At 68.2% G+C, this 21,253-nt stretch carries 17 protein-coding genes and 1 pseudogene; 6 read left to right on the top strand and 12 right to left on the bottom strand.

The annotated features are described in order from the left end of the window. Nucleotides 1-2: 2 nt before the first annotated feature. The 7 genes and pseudogenes from OG804_RS29060 to OG804_RS29030 form a co-directional block, all read right to left on the bottom strand. A complete protein-coding gene (locus OG804_RS29060; RefSeq protein WP_328391822.1) occupies nucleotides 3-1,592 on the bottom strand; it encodes an FAD-dependent oxidoreductase in 1,590 nt (529 codons plus the stop codon). Between the two features lie 17 nt (nucleotides 1,593-1,609). Further along, nucleotides 1,610-2,623 carry an AurF N-oxygenase family protein gene (locus tag OG804_RS29055; protein ID WP_328391821.1) on the bottom strand — a complete coding sequence of 338 codons (1,014 nt, stop codon included), beginning with the start codon at nucleotides 2,621-2,623 and terminating at the stop codon, nucleotides 1,610-1,612. Nucleotides 2,624-2,956: 333 nt separating this feature from the next. Then, nucleotides 2,957-3,994, bottom strand: coding sequence for a sulfate/molybdate ABC transporter ATP-binding protein (locus OG804_RS29050; RefSeq protein WP_328391820.1), 1,038 nt, complete (start codon nucleotides 3,992-3,994; stop codon nucleotides 2,957-2,959). Between the two features lie 99 nt (nucleotides 3,995-4,093). Further along, nucleotides 4,094-4,900 carry a sulfate ABC transporter permease subunit CysW gene (gene cysW, locus OG804_RS29045; protein WP_328391819.1) on the bottom strand — a complete coding sequence of 269 codons (807 nt, stop codon included), beginning with the start codon at nucleotides 4,898-4,900 and terminating at the stop codon, nucleotides 4,094-4,096. Continuing rightward, nucleotides 4,897-5,651, bottom strand: a pseudogene (cysT, locus tag OG804_RS29040) (sulfate ABC transporter permease subunit CysT). Before cysT ends, cysW begins: the two are co-directional and overlap by 4 nt. 168 nt (nucleotides 5,652-5,819) lie before the next feature. Then, the gene (locus tag OG804_RS29035; protein WP_328391818.1) at nucleotides 5,820-6,854 is read right to left on the bottom strand and encodes a sulfate ABC transporter substrate-binding protein; all 1,035 of its coding nucleotides are present in this window, start codon (nucleotides 6,852-6,854) and stop codon (nucleotides 5,820-5,822) included. Between the two features lie 150 nt (nucleotides 6,855-7,004). Further along, a complete protein-coding gene (locus OG804_RS29030) occupies nucleotides 7,005-7,214 on the bottom strand; it encodes a hypothetical protein (RefSeq protein ID WP_328391817.1) in 210 nt (69 codons plus the stop codon). A gap of 81 nt (nucleotides 7,215-7,295) precedes the next feature. On the opposite strand from OG804_RS29030, the gene OG804_RS29025 reads away from it, so the two are divergent. Both OG804_RS29025 and OG804_RS29020 read left to right on the top strand, forming a co-directional pair. Further along, nucleotides 7,296-7,958, top strand: a complete 663-nt coding sequence (locus OG804_RS29025) for a class I SAM-dependent methyltransferase (protein ID WP_328391816.1) — start codon at nucleotides 7,296-7,298, stop codon at nucleotides 7,956-7,958. 42 nt (nucleotides 7,959-8,000) lie between these two features. Next, nucleotides 8,001-10,016: a glycoside hydrolase family 15 protein gene (locus OG804_RS29020; RefSeq protein WP_442941658.1), complete on the top strand. Its 2,016-nt coding sequence runs from the start codon at nucleotides 8,001-8,003 to the stop codon at nucleotides 10,014-10,016. A gap of 87 nt (nucleotides 10,017-10,103) precedes the next feature. Here the strand turns inward: OG804_RS29020 and OG804_RS29015 are convergent, their stop codons facing one another. The 3 genes from OG804_RS29015 to lepA form a co-directional block, all read right to left on the bottom strand. Further along, nucleotides 10,104-11,909: a dynamin family protein gene (locus tag OG804_RS29015; protein ID WP_328391815.1), complete on the bottom strand. Its 1,806-nt coding sequence runs from the start codon at nucleotides 11,907-11,909 to the stop codon at nucleotides 10,104-10,106. A 101-nt stretch (nucleotides 11,910-12,010) separates the two neighbouring features. Beyond that, complete coding sequence (locus OG804_RS29010) at nucleotides 12,011-14,332, bottom strand: hypothetical protein (protein WP_328391814.1); 2,322 nt, start codon at nucleotides 14,330-14,332, stop codon at nucleotides 12,011-12,013. Between the two features lie 190 nt (nucleotides 14,333-14,522). Further along, nucleotides 14,523-16,400 carry a translation elongation factor 4 gene (gene lepA, locus OG804_RS29005; protein ID WP_328391813.1) on the bottom strand — a complete coding sequence of 626 codons (1,878 nt, stop codon included), beginning with the start codon at nucleotides 16,398-16,400 and terminating at the stop codon, nucleotides 14,523-14,525. A gap of 120 nt (nucleotides 16,401-16,520) precedes the next feature. On the opposite strand from lepA, the gene OG804_RS29000 reads away from it, so the two are divergent. Next, nucleotides 16,521-17,114, top strand: coding sequence for a type II toxin-antitoxin system PemK/MazF family toxin (locus OG804_RS29000; RefSeq protein WP_328391812.1), 594 nt, complete (start codon nucleotides 16,521-16,523; stop codon nucleotides 17,112-17,114). A gap of 16 nt (nucleotides 17,115-17,130) precedes the next feature. Here OG804_RS29000 and OG804_RS28995 read toward each other — a convergent pair whose 3' ends face one another. Next, on the bottom strand, nucleotides 17,131-17,925 hold the full coding sequence (locus tag OG804_RS28995) for an aquaporin (RefSeq protein ID WP_328391811.1): 795 nt from the start codon (nucleotides 17,923-17,925) through the stop codon (nucleotides 17,131-17,133). Nucleotides 17,926-18,242: 317 nt separating this feature from the next. Between OG804_RS28995 and rpsT the strand changes: the two genes are divergently transcribed. Then, the gene (rpsT, locus tag OG804_RS28990; protein WP_328391810.1) at nucleotides 18,243-18,503 is read left to right on the top strand and encodes a 30S ribosomal protein S20; all 261 of its coding nucleotides are present in this window, start codon (nucleotides 18,243-18,245) and stop codon (nucleotides 18,501-18,503) included. A 148-nt stretch (nucleotides 18,504-18,651) separates the two neighbouring features. Next, a complete protein-coding gene (locus OG804_RS28985; RefSeq protein WP_328391809.1) occupies nucleotides 18,652-18,897 on the top strand; it encodes a hypothetical protein in 246 nt (81 codons plus the stop codon). 44 nt (nucleotides 18,898-18,941) lie between these two features. On the opposite strand, the gene holA is transcribed toward OG804_RS28985, so the two are convergent. Next, complete coding sequence (gene holA, locus OG804_RS28980) at nucleotides 18,942-19,913, bottom strand: DNA polymerase III subunit delta (RefSeq protein ID WP_328391808.1); 972 nt, start codon at nucleotides 19,911-19,913, stop codon at nucleotides 18,942-18,944. Nucleotides 19,914-20,352: 439 nt separating this feature from the next. Between holA and OG804_RS28975 the strand changes: the two genes are divergently transcribed. Beyond that, the gene (locus OG804_RS28975) at nucleotides 20,353-21,243 is read left to right on the top strand and encodes a class I SAM-dependent methyltransferase (RefSeq protein ID WP_328391807.1); all 891 of its coding nucleotides are present in this window, start codon (nucleotides 20,353-20,355) and stop codon (nucleotides 21,241-21,243) included. Nucleotides 21,244-21,253 lie beyond the last annotated feature (10 nt).

Genomic DNA, 21,253 nt, shown 5'->3' with positions numbered 1-21,253 from the left:
GCTCAGGCTCGGCTGAAGAATCCCCGCCCGGATTTCGCGGGCCGCAGCACCGCTCCCGCCGCACGCGCCTGCGGCCGCCGGCCGCGCAACAGCCGGTCGAAAGCCGGGGCGCTCCCGGCGGGTTCGGGCAGGCGGCCCGCGTTGAAGTCATCGGCCAGCTGCTGCACCGTTTCCTGGGCGCAGGACTTGTTGGTTCCGATGAAACCTGTGGGTCCACGCTTGATCCAGCCCGTGACGTAGGTGCCCGGGAACACGGCCCCGGCCGGTCCCTCCAGCACCCGCCCGGCCTGGTTCGGGATGACTCCGTGCTGTTCGTCGAACGGCAGGCCCGGCGTCGGGACGCCCCGGTAACCGACCGAGGTGAGCACGAGACCGGTCTCCAGCAGATCGAGATCGCCGGTGGGCACCGCGCGTACCCGGCCGTCGTCACCGGTCAGCAGTTCGGCGCGATCCACCTCGATACCGGTGACGGCATCGGGCCCGAGGAGGCGGCTCGGCGCGCTCTGGTAGCGGAACACGATGCGCCGCCGGCTCCCGAACGGCCGATCGGCGACCCGGCGCAGCAGTTCCAGTTTCTGCTCGACCTGGTAGGTCCGGTTCGCCGCGGGCGGAGGCAATTCGCCGTCGACGACGATATCCACATCCGCGCCCAGCAACCCGACGAACTCCGGCACCGTGAACGCCGATTCGGCGGGACCGCGGCGGCCCAGCACCACGACCTCCTCCACGTCGCTGTGCCGCAGTGCCTCGAGCGCGATCGGGGAGATGTCGGTGCCGGCCAGTCGCTCGGGATCGCTGGTCAGGATCCGCGCCACGTCGAGTGCGACATTGCCGTTGCCGACGATGACGACCCGGCGCCGGGTCAGATCGAAATCGTGGTGCTGATGATCGGGATGACCGTTGTACCAGGCGACGAAATCGGTGGCCGAGATGTTCCCGGCCAGACCTTCGCCGGGGATACCGAGCTTGCGGTCGGTCGATGCGCCGACGGCGTAGACGACCGCGTGATGGTAGGCGAGCAGTTCCTCGTGCGAGATGTGCTTGCCGACCTCGACGTCGAAATAGGAGCCGAAACCGGGCTGCCGCGACATCACGTCGAACAGATCGGCCACCTGGCGGGTTTTCGCGTGGTCGGGCGCGACACCGAAGCGGGCCAGCCCGTACGGGACCGGCAGCCGATCGAACACGGTCACCCGCACATCGGGCTGGGTGAGCAGTTCGTCGGCGGCGTACATGGCCGAGGGACCCGATCCGACCACCGCCACTCGCAGCGGACCGCGGCCGGCGGTGTCGATCGCCGGTGCGGGCACCGGCGGCGCCAGGAGCGGACGGGGCCGCGACTGCCGGTAGAAATCGGCGTTGATCTCGATGAAAGGCTTCTGCTCGTCGGTCAGTTTCTTCGACGAGGTGATGGCGTCGACCGGGCAGGCCGAGGCGCACGCGCCGCAGTCCACACAGGCGGCCGGGTCGACGTAGAGCATGTCCGCGGTCCGGAAATCGGGTTCGTCCGGCGTCGGATGGATGCAGTTGACCGGGCACGCGTACACACAGGACGCGTCGCTACAGCACGACTGGGTGACGACGTAGGGCATCGAGTGCTACCGCCCGCTCAGGCCGCTTTGCCGGACACGCCGCGCAAAGGCTCGGACCGGTACCGGGTGGTGTGCCCGTCGATGCCGAGCGCCTTCCACACCCGCTTGGCGATCGGATTCATCAGGCCGATCTCCTTGGCCAGGCTGCGGACGTCGGCGAAATAGTCGCTGAAGGTCTGCTTGGCGTCGGCGGAGCCGTAGAACAGGTCCTTGCGCACGCTGCGCGGGATATCGAATTCGTCGAAGAACGCCTTGGGCGGGGTCACGATGGCACGGCCGAGGATCCACATGACGATCGGCATGGCCAGCGACAGTACGAACTTGTTGGCGGCCGAGGACTCGGGGACGTGCTTCTTGAGGAACTCGTGGGCGAAGGAGATGTGACGGGCCTCTTCGGCCACATGGATGGCCATGACCCCGCGCATGATCGGATGCACTTCCTCACCGGAGCGCAGTACTTCCTTCTGGATGTGATCGATCGGCTCCTCGCCGGCGAGCACGGCCATGAAGAACAGGTTCGGGAACGCGACCGCGACGGGGACGGCGACCTGCCGGAACTGACGTACCAGCGGGCCCATGCCCGGGACGTCGACGCCGATCCGGTTGACCATCTCCTGGAACATCAGGGTGTGGTTGTGCTCCTCGATCATCTCGTGGGAGCAGTAGCGGAACTCCGGGTCACCGTTGGGCAGACCGAAGATGTGCTGCATCATGCCGCTGATCAGGATGGCCTCGAACTGCAGGCCCACCTTCGCGACATTGGCCTGGCGGTACTTGCCCAGCTCGATCTTCTTATCGTCCGGTAACGCCTCGTACCAGGGGTGGCGACCGACCGTATCGCCCGATTTGGGCAGAATCCAGCGCTCGGGCCGCGCATCGGCGGAGAAGTCGGGATTGTCCCAGTCGATATCGGTGAACGGATCGAAATTCCGGTTGACCGAGCCCTCCGACAGCAGCAACAGCTTCTCCGCGTACTCCTGCGCCTGCGCGACCAGCTGGTCGTCGGAGAGCGTGGTGGCTGAAGACGTCATCGTCACTGCCTCTCATCGGTTATTCGGCTTAACTGTTTCCCATAGTTACAGCTACAGCCAGGTACGTCAACACGCCCACCGGCAACTCCCGGGATCACCACCGGACAGTGAAGGCATCACCCCAGCTCAGCGCCGGGAAATGAGCCAGCGGTCATCCCCGGAAACACCGAAGGACATCCCCCCGGATGCCGGCCTCCAAGGTCGGGGCCCGCCCCGGTTCTGGAGCGACCAGAGGGAGGGAGCGCAGCGACCGACCGGCGGGAGTGAAGAACCGGGGTTGACAAGGGCCCCGACCCGCGCCGCCGCAGGCGGCGCAATCCAACACAGCCGGGGTTACCGAGGGCCCCGACCCGCCCCGCCGAAGGCGGGGCCAGAAGACACAGCCGGAAGGTGCGGGATGCGGGTCGCGCGGGCATAGACCGTCTCCCCCTCCGCGAGGCGCAAGGCCTCGGCATCACCGCGGGTGACCTGTGCGACGAACAGGTCCCCGGTGGCGGCGTTGCGCATCTCCACCCGGACCTCGAAGCCGAGCCGCACCACCCGTTCCACCGTCGCCCGGGTGACGCCCGCCGATTCCGCGGTGCCCTCGTAGGCGGCGAGCGCCATGTTGGAATCACGCCCGACCCGGATGTCGTGCGGACGCACCAGATGCCCGTTGAGGCGGGCCACCGCGCCCAGGAAAGACATGACGAACTCGCTGGCCGGCCGGTCGTAGACATCCTCGGGGCTGCCGACCTGCTCGATGCGGCCGGCGTTCATCACCGCGATCCGGTCCGCCACATCGAGTGCTTCCTCTTGGTCGTGGGTCACCAGCACCGTCGTGACGTGCACTTCCTCGTGCAGTCGGCGCAACCAGGTGCGCAGATCGGCCCGTACCTTCGCGTCGAGGGCGCCGAACGGTTCGTCCAGCAGCAGCACCTGCGGGTCCACGGCCAGCGCCCGGGCCAGCGCCATCCGCTGCCGCTGTCCACCGGACAGCTGCGCCGGATACCGGTGCTGGAAACCGTCGAGCCCGACGATGCCCAGCAGTTCGTCCACCCGTTTCGCGATTTCGTGTTTCGGCCGCTTGCGGATGGTCAGGCCGAAGGCCACGTTGTCCCGGACGGTCATATGTTTGAACGCCGCGTAGTGCTGGAAGACGAAACCGATATCGCGTTTCTGCGGCGGCACCCGGGTCACATCGCGGCCGCCGATGGTGACCACGCCCGAATCGAGGTTCTCCAGCCCGGCGATGGAGCGCAGCAGTGTCGATTTCCCGGAACCGGAAGGTCCGAGCAGCGCGGTCAGCTCCCCCGACGGGATATCCAGGCTGACATCGTCGAGAGCGGCGAAGGAACCGTAGTTCTTGCGCGCATTGGTCACGGTGATCACGGGCGGCCTCCGGCGTACACAGTCAAAGATGGCTCTTTCGAATCTGGTGCATGCGGCCCACCGAGACCGCAGCGAAGGCGGAGACACCGCAGGATCGCATCACGACACATCCCGTCTGCGTTCCAGGAGGGTCATCAACAGCAGGGTGATGAGCGCGAGGCCCATCAGCAGGGTGGCGGCGCAGTACGCGCCGAAATCGTTGTGGTCGTTGATATAGCGCTCGTGCACCAGCAGCGTGAGCGTCTGCGATACCCCGGGGAACCCGGACGACACCATGATCACCGCACCGAACTCGCCCAGTGCGCGGGCCACCGTGAGCACCACGCCGTAGGTGAGACCCCAGCGGATCGCGGGGACGGTGATCCGCCAGAAGGTCTGCCAGCGCGAGGCGCCCAGGGTCGCGGCCGCCTGTTCCTGGTCGTCGCCGATCTCGTGCAGGACCGGTTCCACCTCGCGGACCACGAACGGCATCGTCACGAAGATGGTCGCCAGCACCATGCCCGGCAGCGCGAAGATCACCCGGAAACCCCAGTCGGTGACCACGCCGAGCCAGCCGCCCACCCCCCACAGCATGATCAGCGCGACGCCGACCACCACGGGCGACACCGCGAAGGGCAGATCCACGATGCCCTGCAGCAATCGCCGCCCGGGGAAGCTACCGCGGACCAGCGCCAGCGCGATCACCACGCCGAGGACCACGTTCACCGGCACCACGATGATCAAGATGAGCATGGACAGGTTGAAGGCCGAGATCGCGGCGGGGGTGCTGATCTGGTCGATGAACGCGCCGATTCCGTGCTCGAACGCGCGGTACAGGATGATGCCGAGCGGCAGGACGAGCAGGACGAGCAGATAGCCGAGCGCGACCACGCGTAATGTGATCCGGCTCGGTGTGGACAGTTTCATCGGGCCTCCCGCTCCTTGCGCGCCGTACGCTCGGCGAACACTCGCAGCACCAGCAGCGCGACGAAGGCGATCACCAGCAACGCCACCGATACCGCCGCCGCGTTCACCGGCCGGTCGATCTCGATCTGCTGTTGGATGTACTGCGAGGCCACCTGGGTTTCGCCCGGGATATTGCCGCCGATCAGCACCACCGAGCCGAATTCGCCGATCGCGCGCGCGAAAGCGAGGCCGCCGCCGCTGATGATCGCGGGCGCCAGGGTCGGCAGCACGATGCGCCGGAAGGTCGTCCAGTTGTCTGCGCCCAACGACAGCGCCGCCTGTTCCACCTCACGGTCGGCTTCGATGAGCACCGGCTGCACCGACCGCACCACGAACGGCAGCGTGACGAAGGCCAGCGCCACCACCAGTCCGGGCCGGGTCGCGTTGAGGTGGATGTCGACCGACTGCGCGGCCCGTAGAGCGCCAGCAACACGATGCTGGCGACGATCGTGGGCAGCGCGAACGGCAGATCGATGAGCGCGTTCACCAAGCCCTTGCCCGGGAAGTCGTCGCGTACCAGAACCCAGGCGATCAGCGTGCCCATGACCACATTGACCAGGGCCACCACCACCGAAACGACCACGGTCACCCGCAGCGCCGCCAGCGCCATCGGATCGGTGACCGCGCCCCAGAAGCCGGACCAGCCGTCGTCGAACGCGCTGACGGTGAGCGCTGCCAGCGGCAGCAGGACGATCACGCTGAGCCAGAGCATGGCGGTGGCGATGGCGAGTGGGCCGACCGAACCGGTGAACCGGAGCCAGGACCGCAGTGGTCGACGGGGAGATTTGTCCTGGTCGACGGAACCGGCGGGCGCGGGTTCGGTGGCGGGGCTGCGTACGGTCACGAGTATCGAGTATCGCGTGTGGGCCGGGTCACCCGGCTACTCGGTCGCGTTCTCGTAGGCGACGGCGATCGTGCCGGACTCGGGAGCGAACAGTTCGGACTCCACCGTCTCCCAGCCGCCCAGGTCGGCGATGGTGTAGAGGGTCGGCGGCTGCGGGAAGACCTCGGTGTACTCGGCGGCCACCCCTGGATCGACCGGCCGGAAACCGGCCTCGGCCCAGGCCCGCTGCGCCTGCGGGGTGTAGAGAAAATCGCGGAAGGCCACGGCCTTCTCCGGATGCTGGGCGTGTTCGAGCACCGCGACCGGATTATCGATCTTGAAGGTCGTATCCGGCACGATGTGCTCGACCGGGTCACCGTGCCGCTCCGCGAACAGCGCCTCGTTCTCATAGCTGATCAGCACGTCACCGGTGCCCTGCAAAAAGGCCTCGGTGGCTTCCCGGCCGGATTTCGGCTGGACCCGCACCCGGGTCAGCATCTGATTCAGGTAGTCCACGCCGGCCTGCGGGTTGCGCCCGCCCTCGCTCGCCGCGGCATAAGGGGCCAGCAGATTCCATTTCGCGGAACCGGAACTGAAAGGGTTCGGAGTGACCACTTCGACGTCGGGACGCAGCAGATCGTCCCAGCCGTGGATCCCTTTGGGGTTTCCGGGCCGCACCACCAGCGAGACCACCGACCCGAACGGGACACCCCGGGTGGCGTCGGCGTTCCAGTCCGGATCCACCAGTCCCGCGTCGACCAGGCGGGTGATATCGGGTTCGAGGGAGAAGCTCACCACGTCGGCGGGGGCGCCCCGCGCGATCTTGCGGGACTGGTCCCCCGACGCGCCGTAGGACTGGCGAACCTCGACGCCCTCCCCCAGCTCGGTCTCGTTGAACAGCGGGACGACCTCGTCGTAGCCGGGCTTGGGGATCGCGTAGGCGTACAGGTCGACCGTGCCGCCGCTGCCGTCGGCTCCGCCGCCGCCGACATCGTCACTGGATCCACCCGCGCAGCCCGCCAGCAGCACCGGCAACACCGCCAGTGCGGCGAGCAGGCGGTGGCGTCCGGCCGGTCGGCTGGTACGTCGCATGGTGGACCTTTCTGCGCAGAACCCGGGCAAGTCTAGGGTCGCCCGCCACGACCAGCGCGAACGGCCTCCCCGGTCACCGGGTGAACAGCCAGGCGACGATCACCAGGACCAGCAGGGCCACCAGCGCGATCTGCACCCGTGAGCGCGGCATCAACACACCTCGTTTCCGGTGTCGGAGTCATCACCGGTGTCATTGCGGCCCAGTGCCGCGCCCGCCGCGTGCAGGGCCCGATCGATGAGGTAGGCGATACCGAAACTGATCGGCACCATACCGACCAGCACCACGAGGAACTGGGGTATGAACGGCAGACCCGCCACCCATAGCTCGAACCCGTCCCACCAGTCGGCAATACGCTCCACGGCGACCAGCGTAGAACACCGCACGGCGGCCACCCCGACCCGTCTTGACCTCAACCGAGCTACAGGTTGCAGGCTGGTGGCATGACACAGGCACCCGAGGTATGGAACTCCGCCTACGACAACGACACCGCACCGTGGATCATCGGCGAACCCCAGCCGGCGATCGTCGAACTGGAACGCTCCGGCCGGATCCGGGGCCGGGTGCTGGACCCCGGGACGGGCGCCGGGGAGCACACCATCGCGCTCACCGCTCTCGGCTACGACGTGCTCGGTGTCGATCTCGCACCGAGCGCCGTCGCCTACGCCCGCCGCAACGCCGCCGCCAAGGGCGTCCCGAACGCGCGGTTCGAGGTGGTCGATATGGTCGCCCTCGCCGAGTCCGGCGACAACCCGCTGGGCGCCTTCGACACGATCGTCGACAGCGCGCTGTTCCATGTCTTCGTGGAGGCCCCCGAAGCCAGGGCCGCCTATGTGCGCACGCTGCACGAACTGTGCGAACCGGGCGGTCACGTGCATATTCTCGCGCTCTCCGACAGCGAGGCCGGTTTCGGGCCGCGGATCGGCGCCGACATGATCCGCGCGGCCTTCGCCGGTCCCGGCTGGGACGTCGAGGAGCTGCGACCCGACCACTACTACGGGCGGATCACCGAGGTCGTCGCCGACAGCGCCGCCGACCTCACGCCCGACGAATCGGGCAAGGTCGAACTCGCCGCCTGGCTGGCCCGGATCCGCCGCGCCGACTGACCGGCGGTGGACGACTCGGGGCCCGGCGACACATCATGGGGTATGCCGAGTCCCGAGCGAGCACGACCCGCGAACGGAGCGCCGGGCCCCTCCCCGGCCGCTCCCACGCCGGAGAAGAAGCTGCCGGAGAGCAACTTTCCGGCCATCGACGACTACGCGTTCCTGTCCGACTGCGAAACCACCTGCCTGATCGCCAGCAACGGCTCGGTGGAGTGGATGTGCGTTCCGCGCCCCGACTCGCCGAGCGTGTTCGGCGCCGTCCTGGACCGCAGCGCCGGCCATTTCCGACTGGGCCCCTACGGTCGCAGCGTCCCCGCCGCCCGCCGCTACCTGCCCGGGGGGATGATCCTGGAAACCACCTGGCAGACCGAGACCGGCTGGCTGATCGTCCGGGACGCCCTGGTGCTCGGACCGTGGCACAACACCGAACAGCGCAGCCGCACGCATCGGCGCACCCCGACCGACTGGGATGCCGGGCATATGCTGCTGCGCACGGTCAAATGCGTGAGCGGCACCGTCGAACTCGAGTTGAGCTGCGAACCCTCGTTCGACTACCACCGGGCGACGGCACGCTGGGAGTACACGGGCAAGGTGTACGAGGAGGCCTCGGCGGTCTGCGCGGTCGACCCGACGGTCGGGCCCACCCTGGTGCTCACCACCGACCTCCGGCTCGGTCTCGAAGGACGCGAAGCGCGCGCCCGCACCCGGATGAGCGAGGGCGACTGCGCCTATGTGGCGCTCACCTGGTCGGAACTGCCCGCACCGCGCACCTTCGACGAAGCCGCCGACAAGATGTGGACCACCGTCGAATGCTGGCGGCAGTGGATCACGCTCGGCGATTTTCCCGACCACCCCTGGCGCCGTTATCTGCAGCGCAGCGCGCTCACCCTCAAAGGCCTCACCTACGCGCCGACCGGTGCGCTGATGGCAGCGGGCACCACCTCACTGCCCGAATCGCCGGGAGGGCAGCGCAACTGGGACTACCGGTACTCCTGGGTGCGGGACGCCAGTTTCGCCCTCTGGGGCCTCTACACCCTGGGCCTGGACCGCGAAGCCGACGATTTCTTCGCCTTCCTGCACGACGCCACGACCGGCCCGGACGACGAGCCGGTGCCGCTGCAGGTGTTGTACGGAATCGGCGGGGAACGCACCCTCACCGAGAGCACCCTCGATCATCTGTCCGGCTACGGCAACGCGCGGCCGGTGCGGATCGGCAACGACGCCTACAACCAGGAACAGCACGATATCTGGGGCACCATGCTGGACGCGGTCTATCTGCATGTGAAATCGCGTCAGCACGTCCCGGAGACACTCTGGCCCATGCTGGAACGCCAGGTCGACGCCGCCATCGCGCACTGGCGCGAACCCGACCGCAGCCTCTGGGAGGTGCGCGGCGAGCCGCAGCATTTCACCTCCTCGAAGGTCATGTGCTGGGTGGCACTGGACCGCGGCGCCAAAATCGCCGAACTACACGGCCAGACCCATATCTCCGCGGAGTGGCACCGGATCGCCGCCGAGATCCACGCCGATGTGCTCGCCCACGGTGTGGACGAGCGCGGCCGCTTCACCCAGGTGTACGGCGGAACCTCCCTCGACGCGTCCCTACTGCTGGTGGTGCTCTTCCGGTTCCTGCCGCCCGACGATCCCCGGGTGCGCGCGACCGTGCTCGCCGTCGCCGACGAACTCTCCGAGAACGACCTGGTTCTGCGCTACCGCACCGAGACCACAGATGACGGCCAGTCCGGCACCGAGGGCGCCTTCACCATCTGTTCGTTCTGGCTGGTGTCGGCGCTGGTGGAGATCGGCGAGATAACTCGGGCCCGCCGACTGTGCGAACGACTGCTCAACCACGCCAGCCCACTCAAGCTCTACGCCGAGGAGATCGACCCGCACACCGGACGCCACCTGGGCAATTACCCGCAGGCGTTCACCCACTTGGCGCTGATCAACGCCGTCACCCACCTGATCCGGGCCGAGGGCACCCAACCGGCCGGGACATTCCGTCCCGCCCACAGCCAGAGCCGCGGCACCCCGTGGCGCAGCCGACCCCGCCGCTAGCCGGGAACCAGGACGGTCTTGCCTGCCGACCGGCCTCCGGCGGCGGCGGCGTGAACCGCGCGGAGCTCGGTGAGCTGATCGGCATCGCTAGGCGGCGGCGATACCGTCGGCCTGCTGCCGGAGGTCGCGGAGCTTGCCCATCTCGCTGTCCAGCCGAGCGAGCCGTTCGGTGCCGCGGTCGCCGTACTGGGCGCCCGCCTCCTCGGCGACCCGGAGCGCCTCGTCCGCGGCGCGAAGCGCGTCGGTGGCGATATCGGTGAAATGGTCGCGCAGCACGCGCTGCACCTCGCGCAACCGGGTGCGCGACTCCTTGCCGACCTGGAACACCACATCGTCGATGAACCGCGACACCGCGACCTTGGCCTCGGCCTGCCGGCGCTGCCGGCGCGCCCGCCTGCCCTCCCACAGGGCGTGCACACCGAGCAGAATGCCCGCGCTGATCGAATACCAGTTCACCAGCGGCATCTTGAGCAGGCTGGTGGCGACGCCGACCATCAGAATGCCGCCGTAGGAACCGCGCAGGGCGGACAGGAACTGATCGATGAACCCGCCTTTCGCGCTCTGCAGCGGTTCCAGCGATGCCACGTCCTCCAAGAGCTCGGCCGGGTACTGCGGACGGATATCGGGCAGATCTGGGTGACGGTGGTCGGCGGGGAACCGCGCGGCCACCTGTTCTCCGAGTTCCTCGGCACGGTAGTTCGCGGTTTCGAAGTTCTCGGCGACGGCTCCGGCGATCCTGGCCTCGAGATCGGTGCCGAACCGGGTCCAGCGGGGCGCCGGGTCGGTGCGCGAGATCTCGGTCTCGGCCTCGCGCACCAGAATGCGCAGCCGGTGCCGCAGATCGTGTTCGATATCGGCCATCAGCTCGGCGCTGCCGTCGGCGAGGGTGATCTGCCAGGTGGCGGTGCGCTGCCGGAGCTGATCGGCCTGATCGCGCGCGATGGCCAGCTGCTGGGTGACATGGGCCCGGCGACGGGGGTCACGCAATGCGTCGGCCTCGGTGCGCAGCGCGACACCGAGATGGTCACCGACCAACTGGATATCGCGCACCGCGGACTTCACCGCCACCTCGTCCGCGTGGGCCACCACATAGTCGCGCAGATGGTCGACCAGTTGCGGCAGGCCGGATTCGATCGCCCGCTGCTGATTACCCGACTGCTGCGCCTGATGATGGATCTCCGCCGATACCGGCGCCACCGCGTAGCCCAGCCCGGCGACGTCGAGCAGCTCCCGGTTGCGTTCCTGCACATGCGCCCAGTGCGGATTGCGGTCGATCTTGTTGAGGACGCAGATCACCGTGGGACAGACCTGTCCGATCCGGCGCAGATGCTCGATCTGCTCCCGCGTGTACTCGGTGTTCGCGTCGCTCACGTACAGCACCGCGTCGGCGGCGGCGATCATCGACCAGGTGCTGCGATCCTGTACTGCCGCGCCCGGGGCGTCCATCAGTACGATCCCCTCGGCCAGCAGCGAACTGGGCTGAGTGAAATCGGCCCGGATCACGCCCTTGGCCATGAGCGCCGGAGCCGGGTTGAGCGGGTCGACGGGCTGGCGCCGGATCCGCCCGCCGCCTTCACGGCGGATCAGCGTGGCGGTGGCCTCCGGACCGTACTCGACGATCGCCGGCACACTGATCGGGCTGTCGGTGGCGCTGATCGGCGCCCCCGCCATCGTGTTGACCAGTGTGCTCATCCCGCTCTTCGGCGGGCCGACCACCACCAGCCGCACCCGGGTATCGGCGACCCGGGCCCGGACCATCCCGAGGCGGCCACGCAGATCGTTGCGGCTCGCGGTGCGCGATACATCGCGCAACTCATCGATGATCTGGATGAGCGGGGCCATCACATCCGGATTCTTCACCGTGGCGGCACGCGCTCCGGCTACGGCAGACAAGCCCTGCTCCTCACTCTCGATCACAACCCATCACGTCATCGACACGATCGGCCGAATCCATCCCCGTCCGGCCGGACAGAACCGGCATCCGCCGGGAACCGTCAGATATATACCCAGTGGCCGTGATCGGCAATCGGGTCCTCGGTCACAGCCACGGTATGCGGCAGCAACCCGGCCGACAGATCACCGGTCAGGCCGCTGCCCGCGAAACCGAGCACAGCGTGATCGGTGTAGAGCGTGGCAGCCACCCCGTGCACATCGTACGGAAGCGCCGTGGCACCGTGCTCGGCGACCGGCTTCACCTGTGGACCCGGCACCTGCGTGGGCAGCGGCGCGGCAGGCGTAGGGACGTCCGGAACATCCGGCACGCTCGGCTGCTGGGTCGGCACACTGACCGTGGGCACCAGCGCCGACGGCTGATCGGCAGTGGGCACCTGATGGGTGGGAACGTCCACCGTGGACGGGGTTCCGTCCGAGGTCTGCGCACCGGTGGACGGGACCCCGGAACCGGTTCCGCCGATCGGATCGGTGGTGGTGCCGCTGTCGGTGGTGGTCGCGCCGGTCGACGGGTGCGGGCTCGTGGTGGTCGCGCCGGTCGATTCACCGGTGGTGACCGTCGACTCGCCGCCGGAGGTCGTCGTCTCGGGCGACGTGCTCTCCGTGGACGATCCGCCGGTACCGGTGGTGGTTTCCGGTGCGGTGGACGAACCGTCGGTCGTGGTGCTCCCGTCGACCGACGTCGTGGTGCTGCCGTCGACCGTCGTGGTCGTACTGCCGTCCGGCCCGGTGGTCGTGGTGTCGGGGGCGGTCGAGGTGGCGCCACCGGAAGTAGTGGGCGCGGTCGTGGTCGGCACCACGGGCGTGCTCGTCCCGGGGAGCACCGGGTCGGCGGGGGGCTGCGGATCCCGCGTCGGCGGCGGCGACTGGTGGAACAGATCCGGGAGCTGCGCGGCCGGCGCGGTGAGCGGAGACGGACCGGTGGGCGGATGGAATACGTTCGCCATCGGGGTGGTCGCCGCGTCGGGCTGGATCGTGGTCTGCCACGGGGTCGCGGCGACCGGCTGCACCGCCGGCGCCATGGCGGCCGGTACCACCGGCGGCGGGACCGGCGCGGGCGCGATCGACGCCGGCGCGACGGGCGCGGCGGCCATCGGGGCCGGCGCGGGCACCACGGGGGCCGGTGCGACGGCGGCCGTCATCGGCGCCGGGGCGGGTGCGCCCGGAGCGATCGCCGCACTCGGTCCGGCCGCACCGGGCGTGGCCGCGGCACCGGAGGTCACCCCGGAGCCGGACGACACTCCTGTAGTGCCGGCGCCTGCCGAAGTTCCGGACCCGACCGGTGAGTCCGCGAGCGCCGCCGGATCCGCACGCGCCGCCGGATCGAAGGGATCCTGCTGCCCGGAGCCGGATCGAGCCCAGTCCAGGTACTGGTCGAGACGATCGTCGAGCATGCTCGCGTCGCCCACGGTGATATCGAGGTCCCAATCGCTGGAGATCCAGACGCCGTCCGGGCCCACCGAGATATCGAGGTCCATATCCGAATCGACGACCACGGCGCCACCGCCACCGCCGTCGGAAATCCCGTCCAGCCAGCCGGAATCCGAGTCACCGACCGTGCCGGTGTCCGGCCGGCCGAGCAGGTCTGCCAGATCGAAACCCCAGTCGCCGCCGTCGGAGTCCGATGTCCGGGCCACCGATTCCACGGCGGAATCCGGGCTCAGATCGAAGCGGGGCAGATCGAAGATATCGGTCTGGAAGGCGTCACGTGGCGACGGCAGCTCGAATTCGCCCGGAGCGCCGAAACCTTCGTCGCCCGGAACGGGAAAGCCCTCTCCCAGACCGGGAATACCGTCGAGCCCGGGGAGTCCACCGGCGGGAGGGCCCGCGTCCGGTACACCGAAATCGGGCATGCCCGGGACCACCGAATCCGGCACCCCGGTGCCCGGAACGGGCCCACCGTGCGGCGCGCCGACCTCGGGTGCGCCCGGCTCCAGACTCAGTCCGGGCAACTCCTCGACATGGTGCACGCCGTAGGGACCCACATCGTCGAAGTCGAATTCGTCGGAGTGCCCGACCTGGATGTCGAGGGTGGGGCCGTGCGGCAGCGGCATCGTGACGCTCGCGTCGCCGTCGGACCCGAACGGCATGTCCTGCGGGTCGGTCTGTACCGGATCCGGGAAGGTGATCACCGGACTGGGGACATCGGGGTCGGGGTCGGCCGAATGCGCCCAGCCGGCATTACGGCTGTCCAGTTCACTCGGCGGCGCCGGAACCCCGCCGCCGTTGTTCGCGATCAGTGCGCCACCGGTCACATACGCGCCGCCGCGGGCGACTCGCGAGGTGGCGCTGGCAATACGAAAAGCGGTGTCACCGCCCCGTTCGGTGACCTCTTCTTCGCCGTCGAACGGAAGATCACGCGCCATCCCATTACTCCACTCTCGCGTTCACCAGCAACCGTGCCGACGTCGACCCGGCCCGGATCCGCCATCAGCCTATTGTCGACATCTGTGGCTGTCACATTTTCGTTATCAGCCGATATCGGAGGCGGGGCGGCCGGCGCGGGCTGATCCGGCTATCGCACAGCGATATTCCTGGGCGCGGCGGCGCCGAACGCTACTTCTTGTCCTTGGGTTTATCGGATTGGGCGTCCGACGACAGCGCGGCGACGAACGCCTCCTGCGGGACGTCCACGCGGCCGATCGTCTTCATCCGCTTCTTGCCTTCCTTCTGCTTCTCCAGCAGTTTGCGCTTACGACTGATGTCGCCGCCATAGCATTTCGCCAGCACATCCTTGCGGATGGCGCGAATGTTCTCGCGGGCGATGATCTTCGATCCGATGGCCGCCTGGATCGGCACCTCGAACTGCTGACGCGGGATCAGTTCACGCAATTTGGTGGTCATCTTGTTCCCGTAGGCCTGGGCCGCGTCGCGGTGCACGATGGCACTGAACGCGTCGACGGCCTCGCCCTGCAGCAGGATATCGACCTTGACCAGTTGCGATTCCTGCTCCCCGGCTTCCTCGTAGTCGAGCGAGGCGTAGCCGCGGGTCCGCGATTTCAGCGAATCGAAGAAGTCGAAGATGATCTCGGCCAGCGGCAGCGTGTACCGCAGTTCGACCCGGGTCTCCGACAGGTAGTCCATCCCGCCGAGCTCACCGCGCCGCGACTGGCACAGCTCCATGATGGCGCCGATGAACTCGCTGGGCGCGATGATCGTGCACTTCACGATCGGCTCGAAAACCGTGCGCACCTTGCCTTCCGGCCAGAACGACGGATTCGTCACGATATGTTCCGCACCGTCCTCCTGCACCACCCGGTACACCACGTTCGGCGCCGTGGAGATCAGTTCCAGATCGAACTCCCGCTGCAACCGCTCACGGGTGATCTCCATGTGCAGGAGTCCCAAGAAGCCGCAGCGGAACCCGAAGCCCAGCGCCACCGAGGTTTCCGGAACGTAGGTGAGCGCGGCATCGTTGAGCTGCAGCTTCTCCAGCGCGTCCCGGAGATCGGGATAGTCCGACCCGTCCACCGGGTACAGCCCGGAGTACACCATCGGTCGCGGCTCGCGGTAGCCGGTGAGAGGTTCGGTGGCGCCGCCCCGCGCGGCGGTGACGGTATCGCCGACCTTCGACTGGCGGACGTCCTTCACACCGGTGATCAGGTACCCGACCTCCCCGACGCCCAGCCCCTGCGTGGGTTTGGGCTCCGGGGAGACGATCCCGATCTCCAGGAGTTCGTGCGTCGCCCCGGTGGACATCATCTTGATCTTCTCGCGCGGCGTCAGCTTGCCGTCCACCACGCGGACATAGGTCACCACACCGCGGTAGGTGTCGTAGACCGAGTCGAAGATCATCGCCCGCGCCGGGGCGTCGGCCTGCCCCTCCGGGGCCGGTACCTCCTCGATCACCCGATCCAGGAGTTCGGTCACGCCGACCCCGGTCTTCCCGGAGACCCGCAGGACGTCCTCCGGCTCGCAACCGACGATATGGGCCAGCTCGGCGGCGTAACGGTCGGGATCGGCAGCCGGTAGGTCGATCTTGTTCAGCACCGGGATGACCGTCAGATCCTTGTCCAGTGCCAGATACAGATTCGCCAGGGTCTGCGCCTCGATGCCCTGCGCGGCATCCACGAGCAGGATCGCGCCCTCGCACGCCTCCAGCGCGCGCGACACCTCATAGGTGAAGTCCACGTGACCGGGCGTATCGATGAGATGCAGGACGAAGTCCTCGCCCTTGTGCTCCCCGGACCGCGGTATCCACGGCAGTCGCACGTTCTGGGCCTTGATGGTGATACCGCGTTCCCGTTCGATATCCATCCGGTCCAGATACTGGGCGCGCATCTGCCGGTCCTCCACGACACCGGTGAGCTGGAGCATGCGGTCGGCCAGCGTCGACTTGCCGTGATCGATGTGCGCGATGATGCAGAAGTTCCGGATCCGCGACGGATCGGTGAACGTCGTATCGGCGAAGCTGGCGGGCACTCCACTCCTCATGAGGTATCGGGCGTACTGGCGACCATCGTCCCATGCTGGGCCCGGTGCACCTGCCCCCAGGTCCCGCCCCACCCCGCCGGATCGATATCACCGACAGCGGCGTGCCGTTATTCTCCTGAGATGGCCCGAAGTTGGAACAGTCTCGGCAAGCAACTCACCGCGATCGCGAAACAACAGGGTCCCAAGCTCGTGCAGCGGCAGACGCCGCGGCTGGTCGAGGCGCTGCTCGACCGCCGGGGCGGGCGCGGCGGCGCGGGCCGGAGCCGTCGCGGTTCACGAACCGGTACGGGGCCCGCAGGCATCCCGGTGCGCCCCGCCGCCTCCACCCCGGTGCCCACTGCCCAGCGGGCCCGGCGGGTCGTCTACGCCCCCCAGCTCGACGGGCGCGCCGACCCCGGAGAAGTCGTGTGGACCTGGGTTCCCTTCGAGGAGGACCCGAGTAACGGCAAGGACCGCCCGGTACTGGTCGTCGGCCGCGACGGGCACACCTTGCTCGGTCTCATGCTGAGCTCGAACCCGGTGCGCGACAACGATCCGGACTGGGTCGGAATCGGCGCGGGCACCTGGGACCATCAGGGCCGGGCCAGCTGGGTCCGGCTGGACCGGGTTCTCGACGTGCCCGAGGACGGTATCCGCCGCGAGGGCGCCATCCTCCCGCGTCCGCTGTTCGACCAGGTCGCGCATCGGCTGGTTCGCGAGTACCACTGGAGCTGAGCGACGGTCCGGAACCTCAGAATCGCAGGTCCCGCGACCGCCCGAACAGCAGCCCGTACACCAGCGCACCCAGGACACCGCCGATCAGCGGGAACAGGATGAACGCCCACAACTGCCCCATGGCACCGCCCTGGAAGGGAGCGACCGCGAGGCTGCGGGCGGGGTTCACCGAGGTGTTGTCGACGGGAATCGAGATCAGGTGGATGACCGCCAGGGTGAACCCGATGGCCAGACCCGACTGCGGGATCTCGGAGATGTGATCGGTCGCGGCCAGCACCGCGAAGACGAGCAGTGCGGTGAGCATCACCTCGATGATGATCATCGCGGCCAGTCCGTACCCGTCCTGGATCACCACCTCACCGGCCGGGCCGGTCACGGCGGAGGGGCTGTGCGCACCCCAGCCGTTCGCCCCCAGTCCGTCCACCGAGCGGTCGTATGAGGGCAGGTTCTTCGCGATCGCGAAGAGGACCAGCCCCGCGACGAGGCCGCCCACCAGCTGCGCGATCACGTACCCAGCGGCCGCCACCGCGGACACCCGGCCCATCAAGAAATGGCCCACCGTGACGGCCGGGTTCACATGACAGCCCGAGACCGGCCCGATGGCATAGACCAGGATCAGCAGCGAGAGGCCGAAGGCGAGCGCCACCCCCAGTGGGCCCACTTTGTCCCCGGCCAGGACGGCCGTCCCCACGCCGCCCATCACCAGCACGAATGTGCCCATTGCCTCGGCGGCCCATTTCTTGGCGTCGGACGGAACCCACGGTTCGACGCCCTCGTGAACAGCTTCTCTTTCCTGCACAGTGGGAGACATGCTCGTCCGCCTTCCGAGAGGATCGCGACCCCCGCCGGGTACCGGGGCACGCACCGGGAAAACCTGGGTCCTGCTGGGAAAATTCGTACGCTGATTGTTGGGGACGTTACGCTGGCAAAACGATCTCCACAACGCCATCAGGCCCTGCCTAGCGTGTCGGCCGCACCCACGATTTCGTAGCCCCGCCACGTGCTGGTAATCTGGCCCATCGACGTTGCCGTACCCCGTGCCCGGAGAAATCCAGGTCGATGAACCCAGGGCCGGGACGCACACAGAGACTTTCCGACCGAACCAGACAGGAACCAGAGGATACCGGCGTGGCCAATATCAAGTCCCAGATCAAGCGGATCCGCACCAACGAGGTCGCGCGTCAGCGCAACCAGTCGGTCAAGTCCGAGCTGCGCACTCATATCCGTGCCTTCCGGGCTGCCGCCGCGGCCGGCGACAAGGACGGCGCCGCCGAGCGTCTGCGCTTCGTGAGCCGCAAGCTCGACAAGGCCGCTTCCAAGGGCGTCATCCACGCGAACCAGGCCGCCAACAAGAAGTCGGCTCTGGCCACAGCGCTGAACAAGCTCTGACCCTTCTCGAAATCGTTCGACGATAAGCCGCCGCGGCATTGACGACCACGGCGGCTTTGTTGTGCCCGGCCCCGGTCAGCACGGGATTTACCGGCGTTCCCGGATGGCGGCGCTCCGGGCTCGGGGTTCCTGCCGTAATGTGCGGCGCATGGTTACGGTGTATGCGAACCAATCGGTAGTCCAGGCTGACGACCTGCCCGGCGTGATCCGTGCCGCCGAGGTACTCGGTATCGGCGTGAAGATCGAGAACGTGCTGGCGCCCGCCGACGACGACGGTGGGCACGTGGTGGTCTGGATGGTCACTCGGGACGAGGAGACCCCCGTCTATGAAGAGTGGGACGGACGCTACGACGAGGCCGCGGAGGAAGCGTTGGAGCTCAGCGCGGTCGAATAACGATATCCCCGGCCCCGCGCCCCGGGTCGCTCGTGAACCCCCCGTCAGCCGCGCCCGTGCAGGGCGAGCAGCTTCAGGACGGCGTCCTCGAGCGCGAACCCGGAGTCGGCGGCGCCGCCTTTGACGTCAGCGTTCAGCGTCGCCACGACCTGCAGCGCCGATCCGATCGTGGCCGGGGTCCAGCCCCGGGCCTGACCCTGCGCTTTTTTCACCTTCCACGGCGGCAACCCCAGCGGGCCCGCCAGCTTGAACGGATCACCCCGCCCCGCCGAACCGACCTTCGCGATGGTGTGCACCGAATCGGCCAGCGCGTCCGCCAGCACCACATGCGGCACCCCGCGATCCTGCGCCCACCGCAGCGCCTCCACGGCCCCCGCCCGATTTCCCGCGACGGTCAGGTCCGCGACCTCGAACCCGGAGACCTCGGCCTTGCCGGAGTAGTACCGCCGCACCGCCGCGACGTCGAGCGTGCCCCCGGTATCGGCGACAAGCTGTGAACAGGCCGCCGCCAGTTCCCGCAGCTCCGAACCCACCGCGTCGAGTACCGCCTGCACCACATCGCCCGAGACGCGCACCCCGGCGGCCCTGAATTCGGCGCGCACGAATTCGGCCCGCTCCGAGGATTTGGTGAGCTTCGCGCATTCGTGCACCACCGCCCCCGCCTTCCGCAGGGTGGGCACCATCGCCTTCGCGCGCCCGCCACCGCTGTGCACCACCATCAGCACCACCCCGTCGGGCGGCGCGGCCGCGGCCTCGGAGATCACCGTGACAGCGTCCTTGCCCGCCTGGTCCGCCGATTCGAGGATTATCACCCGGTCTTCGGCGAACAACGAGGGACTCAGCAGCTCTGCCAGTTCCGCACTGCTGGCGTCACCGGCCCGCAACCGATCCACCGGCACCGACCCGGGATCGGGCGCAACCGACCGCACCTGCGCGGTCACCCCGGCCACCGCTCGTTGGATCAGCAGTTCTTCTTCCCCCAGAACCAGGTGCACCGCCGCAGGTCGCTCGCTCACGGCTCCGATGGTACGGCCGGACCCCGACCTTCCCCCGGAGCGGGCTCCGCGCGGCACGAACCGGAGCACACGCCGGGATGCGACGTGGATCGTGCACGCTCATCAGCTGCGGCCCGCCCGATCGACCCACGCCGCGGCGAAGGACGCGTCCACTCCGATGCTGATGGCGGCGAGCGGGCACGTCGGTGCACGGTCCGGTGACGTACGTGAAGGTGTCCGCCGAGGCGCTGGGGCGCCGACCGGCCGAGACCGATCCCGCCGCGCGGCCGCGCTCCCGCTGAGTCTCAGTCGTCGCGCTCCCGGCAGTAATGGCCCAAGAAACAACGAAGTTCGCGTATCCACTGGTCACTGGGGGCGTGCCACACACTGCTCCGCCAGGAGTAGCTGGTGTGGCCGAGTTCACGGTGCTCGCGTCAGTTCGTGAGTAGCTTCTTCGAGTATGGAACATGAGGGACCCAGCCGGACAGCGCTCGCGGCTGCCTACGCCCGTGCCTATCATCAAATTGCCGACCGGCCGAGGATTCTCACCGATCCACTGGCGGCAGATCTGCTGGGCGTCAGTGTGGATGAGCTGACCGAATTGGGCCGGCCCGCAGCGGATCGTCCCGATAACGGTGCAGACCTGGAAATCCTGCGGCTGGGTGCCAGTGATCGGCCGCGCCGCCTGTTCTTGGCTGCTCGTACCCGTTTCGCCGAGGATCGGGTGGCCGCGGCGGTGGCTGCCGGTGTGCGACAGGTCGTGATCCTCGGCGCGGGCCTGGATACCTTCGCCTACCGCAACCCTCATCCTGGCCTGCGCGTATTCGAGGTCGACCATCCCGCTACCCAAGCGTGGAAACATCAACGCCTCGCCGCATCCGGTATCGCTCTGCCCGAGCGATTGACTTTCGTGCCGGTCGACTTCGAAACCGACACACTGGCAACTCGATTGGAGGCCGCCGGACTCAGCCCGACCGATCCGGCCGTATTCGTGTGGCTCGGTGTCGTCTTCTATTTGACCCCGGACGCCACCCGCGCCACCCTCGAATACATTGCTCGTCGATCCGGGCCGGTCGAGGTGATCTTCGACTACCTGCAGTCGGCGGACACCGACGAGGATCGTGCGCAACTGCAGGCGCGCGCAGATCGAGCGGCGGCTGTCGGTGAACCCTGGTTCAGCTACTTCACTCCTGACGACATCGCCGCACAGTTGCGCGCGCTCGGCTTCACCGACGTCGAAGACCTCTCCGCTGCGAACCTCATCGCTGGGTACCTCGATGGATCCGCGGAATTCGAGGGCGAACCACCCCGGGCACTGCGCCCGGTCCGCATCCTGCGGGCGAGTCGCTGAGGATTTCCGC

Source organism: Nocardia sp. NBC_00416, assembly GCF_036032445.1.
In the GTDB taxonomy this organism is placed as follows: Bacteria; Actinomycetota; Actinomycetes; order Mycobacteriales; family Mycobacteriaceae; genus Nocardia.
This window is presented reverse-complemented; position numbering and strand designations above follow the sequence as displayed.

Bases quoted from the DNA above. Each gene is read 5' to 3' on its own strand.
- OG804_RS29060 (WP_328391822.1), bottom strand. From the start codon at position 1,592: ATGCCCTACGTCGTCACCCAGTCGTGCTGTAGCGACGCGTCCTGTGTG.
- OG804_RS29055 (WP_328391821.1), bottom strand. From the start codon at position 2,623: ATGACGTCTTCAGCCACCACGCTCTCCGACGACCAGCTGGTCGCGCAG.
- cysW (WP_328391819.1), bottom strand. From the start codon at position 4,900: ATGAAACTGTCCACACCGAGCCGGATCACATTACGCGTGGTCGCGCTC.
- OG804_RS29035 (WP_328391818.1), bottom strand. From the start codon at position 6,854: ATGCGACGTACCAGCCGACCGGCCGGACGCCACCGCCTGCTCGCCGCA.
- OG804_RS29025 (WP_328391816.1), top strand. From the start codon at position 7,296: ATGACACAGGCACCCGAGGTATGGAACTCCGCCTACGACAACGACACC.
- OG804_RS29020 (WP_442941658.1), top strand. From the start codon at position 8,001: ATGCCGAGTCCCGAGCGAGCACGACCCGCGAACGGAGCGCCGGGCCCC.
- OG804_RS29010 (WP_328391814.1), bottom strand. From the start codon at position 14,332: ATGGCGCGTGATCTTCCGTTCGACGGCGAAGAAGAGGTCACCGAACGG.
- lepA (WP_328391813.1), bottom strand. From the start codon at position 16,400: ATGAGGAGTGGAGTGCCCGCCAGCTTCGCCGATACGACGTTCACCGAT.
- OG804_RS29000 (WP_328391812.1), top strand. From the start codon at position 16,521: ATGGCCCGAAGTTGGAACAGTCTCGGCAAGCAACTCACCGCGATCGCG.
- OG804_RS28995 (WP_328391811.1), bottom strand. From the start codon at position 17,925: ATGTCTCCCACTGTGCAGGAAAGAGAAGCTGTTCACGAGGGCGTCGAA.
- OG804_RS28985 (WP_328391809.1), top strand. From the start codon at position 18,652: ATGGTTACGGTGTATGCGAACCAATCGGTAGTCCAGGCTGACGACCTG.
- OG804_RS28975 (WP_328391807.1), top strand. From the start codon at position 20,353: ATGGAACATGAGGGACCCAGCCGGACAGCGCTCGCGGCTGCCTACGCC.